The organism is Streptomyces sp. NPDC050704 (assembly GCF_040654355.1).
Lineage (GTDB): Bacteria > Actinomycetota > Actinomycetes > Streptomycetales > Streptomycetaceae > Streptomyces.
This window is the reverse complement of the sequence record NZ_JBFAHW010000236.1, coordinates 1-5,695: the sequence shown is the minus strand read 5'-3', so window position 1 is coordinate 5,695 and position 5,695 is coordinate 1. Positions and strand designations below refer to the sequence as shown.

The following is a 5,695-nucleotide window of genomic DNA, read 5'->3' as shown; positions in this document are numbered from 1 at the left end:
CGCCCTGGAAATCACCCTGACCCGATCCCTCACCGCGGCCGAACTCCATCACGCCGGCCGCACGATGCCGCTCGCCGCCAACTTCGACGCCACCCAGCCCCCACCGGCCCGCAGTGATCACACCACCCCAAGCCACCCCAGTCTTTCAGGGGCGCGAGGAACTGCGCGACCAGCCCCCACCGAACCCGCAGACGAACAACCCTCGTCAGGCCCTCGGCAGGCGTACGGATCATCGTGCGTTGAGTCGTGCGCGCCTTTGTCCTCGTATGCGAGGAAGGGAGCCATGAGTCGGACCCTGGGCGTCGCTCACCAATCGGTGCAATCGGGGCGATCGGAAGGAGGGGCGGGCGTGGAGGACTATCGGCGGATCGCCGACCGGCTGGCCGAGGAGATCCTCTCGGGGCGGCTCAAGGCCGGCGAACGGCTGCCGCCGCAGCGGGTGTTCGCCCGGCGGCGGCGGATCGCCGGGTCCACGGCGGGGCGGGTGTACGCGGAGTTGGTGCGGCGGGGCCTGGTCGTCGGGGAGGTCGGGCGGGGCACCTTCGTACGGGCCGCGCCGGTGCCGTCGGGGCGGGCGCTCGCCGAGGCCGTGAGCGATGCGCCGGTCAACCTGGAGCTCAACTACCCGGTGCTGGAAGGGCAGTCGGAGCTGCTGGCGGCCGGGCTCGCGCCGCTGCTGCGGACCGATGTGCTGGGGGAGGCGACCCGGACCGTGTCCGCCACCGGTACGGCCGCCGCCCGCGAGGCCGTCGCCGGGCTGCTGGCGGGCCCGGGCTGGCGGCCTGCTCCGGAGCGGTTGCTCTTCGCCGGGAACGCGCGGCAGGCCATCGCCGGCGCGCTCGCCTCCGTCGTACGCCCGGGCGGCCGCGTCGGCGTCGAGGCGCTGACGCATCCGCTGGTCAAGGAGATCGCGGGACGGATCGGCAGCACGCTCGTGCCGCTCGCCACCGACGAGGAGGGGCTGCTGCCCGACGCCGTGGCCGCCGCCCACCGTGCCGCGCCGCTCTCGGCCGTGTACGTCCAGCCGACGCTGCACAACCCGACGTCGGTGACGATGGGGGACGGGAGGAAGCGTGAACTGGCTGCTCTGATCAGGGAGTTGGACCTGCCGGTCGTCGAGGACCGTATCTGGTCCTTCCTCCGGAGGGACGACGTGCCGTTCGCCTCGTACGCCCCCGAGCGTGTCCATGTCGTCGACGGGCTGTCCAAGCGGGTCGTGCCGGGGCTGACGCTCGGGTTTCTCGTCGTGCCCGAGGGGCGGGTCGAGGACGTGGCGGGGGCGCTGTGGTCGGGCGGGTGGACGGCGGGGCGGTTCGCGCTGGAGGCGGGCACGCGGTGGATCCGGGACGGGACGGTGGACCGGCTCGTCGAGGGCAAGCGGACGGACGCGGTGCGGCGGCAGCGGCTCGTCGCGGAGATCCTCGGCGGCTTCGCCGTGCGGGCCGATCCGTGCGCGTACTACGCCTGGTGGGAGCTGCCCGGGGCCTGGCGCGCGGACACGTTCACGGCGGCCGCCCTGGCGCACGGGATCGCGATCACGCCGGGACCGGCCTTCGCGGTGGGACCGAACGGCGCGCCGGACGCCGTCAGACTCGGGATCGGGTCGGTTTCGATGGTGGTGCTGGGGCGGGCGCTGCGGACGTTGCGCGACGTCGCGCGCAGTGATCCGCGAGCCAGGCCGCCAAGGCCACCGTGAGGCCGAGGGCCAGGATGAGCCAGGTGGCCGTGCGGAGCGTGGCGGTCAGGGCGTCGTAGACCGCGGCCACGGCCGCTCGGGAGACGTCCGGGGGTAGGCCGGCGAGGGTCAGCGCGCGGCCGACGGCCGTCGCCAGGGCCAGCAGCGCGGCGCCCAGGGCCAGGCCGAGCGCGGTGGCGGTGACGGCGCGGCGGCGGTGTACCGCGAGCAGGATGCCGCCGACGGCCAGGGCGGCCGCGGCGAGGGGGAGCCAGCAGCCCGCGATCTCCAGCACGTGGAACCCCTTTCGGAGCGTGCGCAGCTCCTGGGCCTGAAGGACCGTGATCTCGGTGTGCTCGACGGGGATGCGGTCCGCCATCGGCACCCGGTCGTCGGTCAGCCGGGTCTTCAGCTGGGTGGTGACGGGCGCGAGGTCGAGGGTGACGGCGCCCTCGCGGTCGCCGCGCAGGGCCCGCAGTACGGTGTCGTGCGCGGCCCGGTTCGCCGAGTCCCACGCCGTACGGAAGGCCTCGGTCCCGGTGAAGGACCGCACCGCCCGGTGCACGTACGCGCGGACCTCCCCCTCCAGCGGCCCGACCCGGACCTCCGTCATGATCCCGTCGGTGACCGAGTCGGTGACCGCTCCCCGCAGGTCGGGGCCGGCGGCGAGCGGCGCCATCGTGGCGACGTACCGCCCGGTGTCGCCGATCTCGTACTTCACCCACGCCGAAAGACCGCCCAGCGGCACGAGGACGCAGGCGAGCACGATCAGCACGGCCGAGAGGACTTTCCGCACCCCTCAAGCAGGAGCCCCGGCCGCGCCCGCCGCCATCGGGGCACGACCGGGGTGACTGCATCCGGACGCGGAATACGTTCTTCCGGGGGACGGCCCACCTGCCTCTCGCCCGGCCTGGCTACTTGCGGTTGTAGAGCCGCATCGTCACCGGTCCGAAGACCGCCACGAACAGCCCGGCCCAGCCCAGCGTCCACGCGATCTCCGCGCTCGGCCAGGAGCCGTCCATCAGGTCGCGGACCGCCGAGGACAGGTGGGTGATCGGGTTGTTGTTGACGAAGGCCTGGAGCCAGCCGGGCATCGTCTCGGGACGTACGAAGATGTCGCTGAGGAAGGTCAGCGGGAACAGGATCATCATGCTGACGCCCATGACCGACTTCTCGGTGCGCAGCAGCAGCCCGAACATCGTCCACACCCAGGAGAAGGCGAAGGAGAAGACGAGGAGCAGCACCACGCCCGCCAGAACGCCGACGAAGCCGCCGTCCGGGCGGAAGCCCATGATCAGCCCGACCGTCAGCATCACGACCGACGCCATCGTGTAGCGCAGGGCGTCACCGAGCAGATAGCCGACCAGCGTCGACGGGCGCCAGATGGGGAGCGAGCGGAAGCGGTCGAAGACGCCCTTCTCGATGTCGATGTTGACCGAGAGGCCGGTGTACATCGTGATCATGACGACCGACATCACGAGGATGCCGGGGAGCAGGTACTGGATGTACTCGCTCGGGGAGCCGGCCAGCGCGCCCCCGAACAGGTACGTGTACATCAGCACCATCATGATCGGGAACGCCGTCACGTCGAAGAGCTGCTCGGGCACGTGTTTGATCTTGAGGATCGCCCGCCAGCCGAAGGTGAGGGACGTCTGGACCGCGTTCGGGCGCGGCGGGCGCTCGGTGGCGACGAGCAGGGCGGCGAGGCTCTCGGTGCTGACCGATGCGAGCTCGGCGGTGTCGGTGGTCTGCTTGGTCTGGGTCGCGGTACTCATGCCGTGGCCTCTTCCGTCTTCTCGTCCAGCTTCTCGTCCGTCTGCTTGTCCTGCGTGTGCTCGTTGGTGCCGGTGAGGGCCAGGAAGACCTCGTCCAGACTCGGCTGACCCAGCGAGAAGTTGTCGACGGTGATGCCCGCGTGGGCCAGTTCGGCGAGCGCGTGCGACGCCTTCTCGGCAGCACCGCGCCCGTTCGCCGAGCCATTGCCGACCCTGGCGGTCAACGCCACCGGGTCCGGCTCCAACTGCACCTCGGCGTCAAGAGCCAGCGTCAACAGCCGCTCCGCCTCCGGGCGTTGGTGCGCGTCCCGCAGCCGTACGTGCACCGCCCCCGCCCCGACCGACGCCTTCAGCTCGCCCTTCGTGCCCTCGGCGATCACCTTGCCCTTGTCGATGACGGCGATCCGGGACGCCAACTGGTCGGCCTCGTCCAGGTACTGGGTGGTGAGCAGGACGGTCGTGCCCTGGGCGACGACCGCTCGTACGATCTCCCAGACCTGGTTACGGCTGCGCGGGTCGAGCCCCGTCGTCGGCTCATCCAGGAACAGCAGGTCCGGCGTGTTGAGGATGGACGCGGCGATGTCGATACGCCGCCGCATGCCACCGGAGTAGTTCTTCACTTGCCGCCCTGCCGCCTCCGACAGGCCGAAGGCGTCGAGGAGTTGGCCGGCGCGGGCGTACGAGGCCTTCTTGCCGTGCCCCGTCAGACGGGCCAGCAGCACGAGGTTCTCCGTCCCGGTCAGGTCCTCGTCCACCGAGGCGTACTGGCCGGTGAGGCTCACCCGGCTGCGGACCACGTCCGCCTCCCGTACGACGTCGTGGCCGAAGACGTGGGCCTCGCCGCCGTCAGGACGCAGCAGGGTCGCCAGCATGCGTACGGTCGTGGTCTTGCCCGCGCCGTTCGGACCGAGCAGGCCGTAGACCGTGCCGGCCTCGATACGCAGGTCCACGCCGTCGACGGCGCGGTTGTCACCGAAGGTTTTCACCAGGCCCGCCGTCTCGATGGCCGGCCCGGCCCACTGGTCGGTTCGGTTGCTGCTCTTCATGTCTGTCCGCCCATCCGCGTCGTGCTCATGGCTTCTCGTGGTTGCCGCTCGTCGTTCGCTCGTACTGCCGGGTTCCCGCGCGTCGCTTCCATGGGTCTTCCAGGGTGCTTCCGCCGACCCTGAAAGGCATCGGTCTCGCGACGCACTCCTTGGTAGGTCCTGAGATGCAGACCCCTGGGCGAACGGAAACTCATCGGTGGGCGGCAGAGAGATTCGCCTGAAGCACTGTGGCCGGTGGGTCTCCGGTGGAGGGTTCACCCGAACGGGTGTTTCCTGGTCCTGGGGAAAAGAACGCCTCGGGCTCGCGCCGGGTGTGGGTGCCCGGCGGGCAGCGAGTCCGGGGAGACGGGCGGCCCGGAACGGGGCTCCGTGGGTGGAACCCGGGCCGCCCGCACATCTGCGAGGCCCCGGCTCGGGGAGCCGGGGCCTCGCGAACGTGGAGATGCCGTCAGTCCTCGGTCGTGTAGTACCGGTAGAAGACCACCCCGAACACGCCCGCGGCGACCACGCACGCCAGGCCCGCGGACTTCAGGACGCTGGCGTCGGTGAGGCTGTAGAGGAAGCCGAACGCGATGCCCGTGAACGCCGTCCAGGCGAGTGCGCGTAGCTCGCGCGGCAGGCGGGGGGCGATGGCGTGGATGCCGTAGGCGACGGCGGCGAAGACGACCGCCGACGCGATGCCCAGGAGGGCGTTCCAGCCGGTGATCGGGCCTGCGTCGCGGTCGATGGTCGCGGTCCAGAGGCCGTAGACGATGCCGCCGAGTGTGGGGGCGGCGAGTTTTGTGACGCCGGGTGCCTTTGATGCGGGTGCCGCGTGAGCCATGGCAGGGTCCTCTCTCCTCGCCCTGCCTTCCAGAGCACACCTCAGCGGGTGTGCCGGCAAGTCGGGACCCGGCTGCGCCGCCCTGAAGGCTGGGGGTGCCGTGGTTTGTTTGTACGGTGCGGGCCGCCTGTGGCTGATCGCGCAGTTCCCCGCGCCCCTAAAGGATTGGGGTGGCTCGGGTTGGTTCGTAGCGTGCGGGCCGGTGGGGGCTTGTCGCGCAGTTCCCCGCGCCCCTAAAGACGAAAGACCGGGGGGCTTGGGGCGGTGTGATCACTGCGGGCCGGTGGGGGCTGGGTGCGCAGTTCCCCGCGCCCCTAAAAGACAAAAGACATAAGGCCAAAAGACGAAGGCCAAGGGTCGTAAGGCGGGGTCGGGG

At 71.2% G+C, this 5,695-nt stretch carries 5 protein-coding genes; 1 reads left to right on the top strand and 4 read right to left on the bottom strand.

The genetic code is table 11. From position 1 onward, the window contains the following. Positions 1–349: 349 nt before the first annotated feature. Positions 350–1,696: a PLP-dependent aminotransferase family protein gene (locus tag AB0I18_RS51495; RefSeq protein ID WP_363112800.1), complete on the top strand. Its 1,347-nt coding sequence runs from the start codon at positions 350–352 to the stop codon at positions 1,694–1,696. Here the strand turns inward: AB0I18_RS51495 and AB0I18_RS51490 are convergent. The 4 genes from AB0I18_RS51490 to AB0I18_RS51475 form a co-directional block, all read right to left on the bottom strand. Further along, on the bottom strand, positions 1,587–2,471 hold the full coding sequence (locus AB0I18_RS51490) for a hypothetical protein (RefSeq protein WP_363112799.1): 885 nt from the start codon (positions 2,469–2,471) through the stop codon (positions 1,587–1,589). The genes AB0I18_RS51495 and AB0I18_RS51490 overlap by 110 nt on opposite strands. 118 nt (positions 2,472–2,589) lie before the next feature. Then, positions 2,590–3,450: an ABC transporter permease gene (locus AB0I18_RS51485; protein ID WP_363112798.1), complete on the bottom strand. Its 861-nt coding sequence runs from the start codon at positions 3,448–3,450 to the stop codon at positions 2,590–2,592. Continuing rightward, complete coding sequence (locus AB0I18_RS51480; RefSeq protein WP_363112797.1) at positions 3,447–4,496, bottom strand: ATP-binding cassette domain-containing protein; 1,050 nt, start codon at positions 4,494–4,496, stop codon at positions 3,447–3,449. The genes AB0I18_RS51485 and AB0I18_RS51480 overlap by 4 nt, the downstream gene beginning before the upstream one ends. A gap of 448 nt (positions 4,497–4,944) precedes the next feature. Next, positions 4,945–5,319 carry a hypothetical protein gene (locus AB0I18_RS51475; protein ID WP_363112796.1) on the bottom strand — a complete coding sequence of 125 codons (375 nt, stop codon included), beginning with the start codon at positions 5,317–5,319 and terminating at the stop codon, positions 4,945–4,947. Positions 5,320–5,695 lie beyond the last annotated feature (376 nt).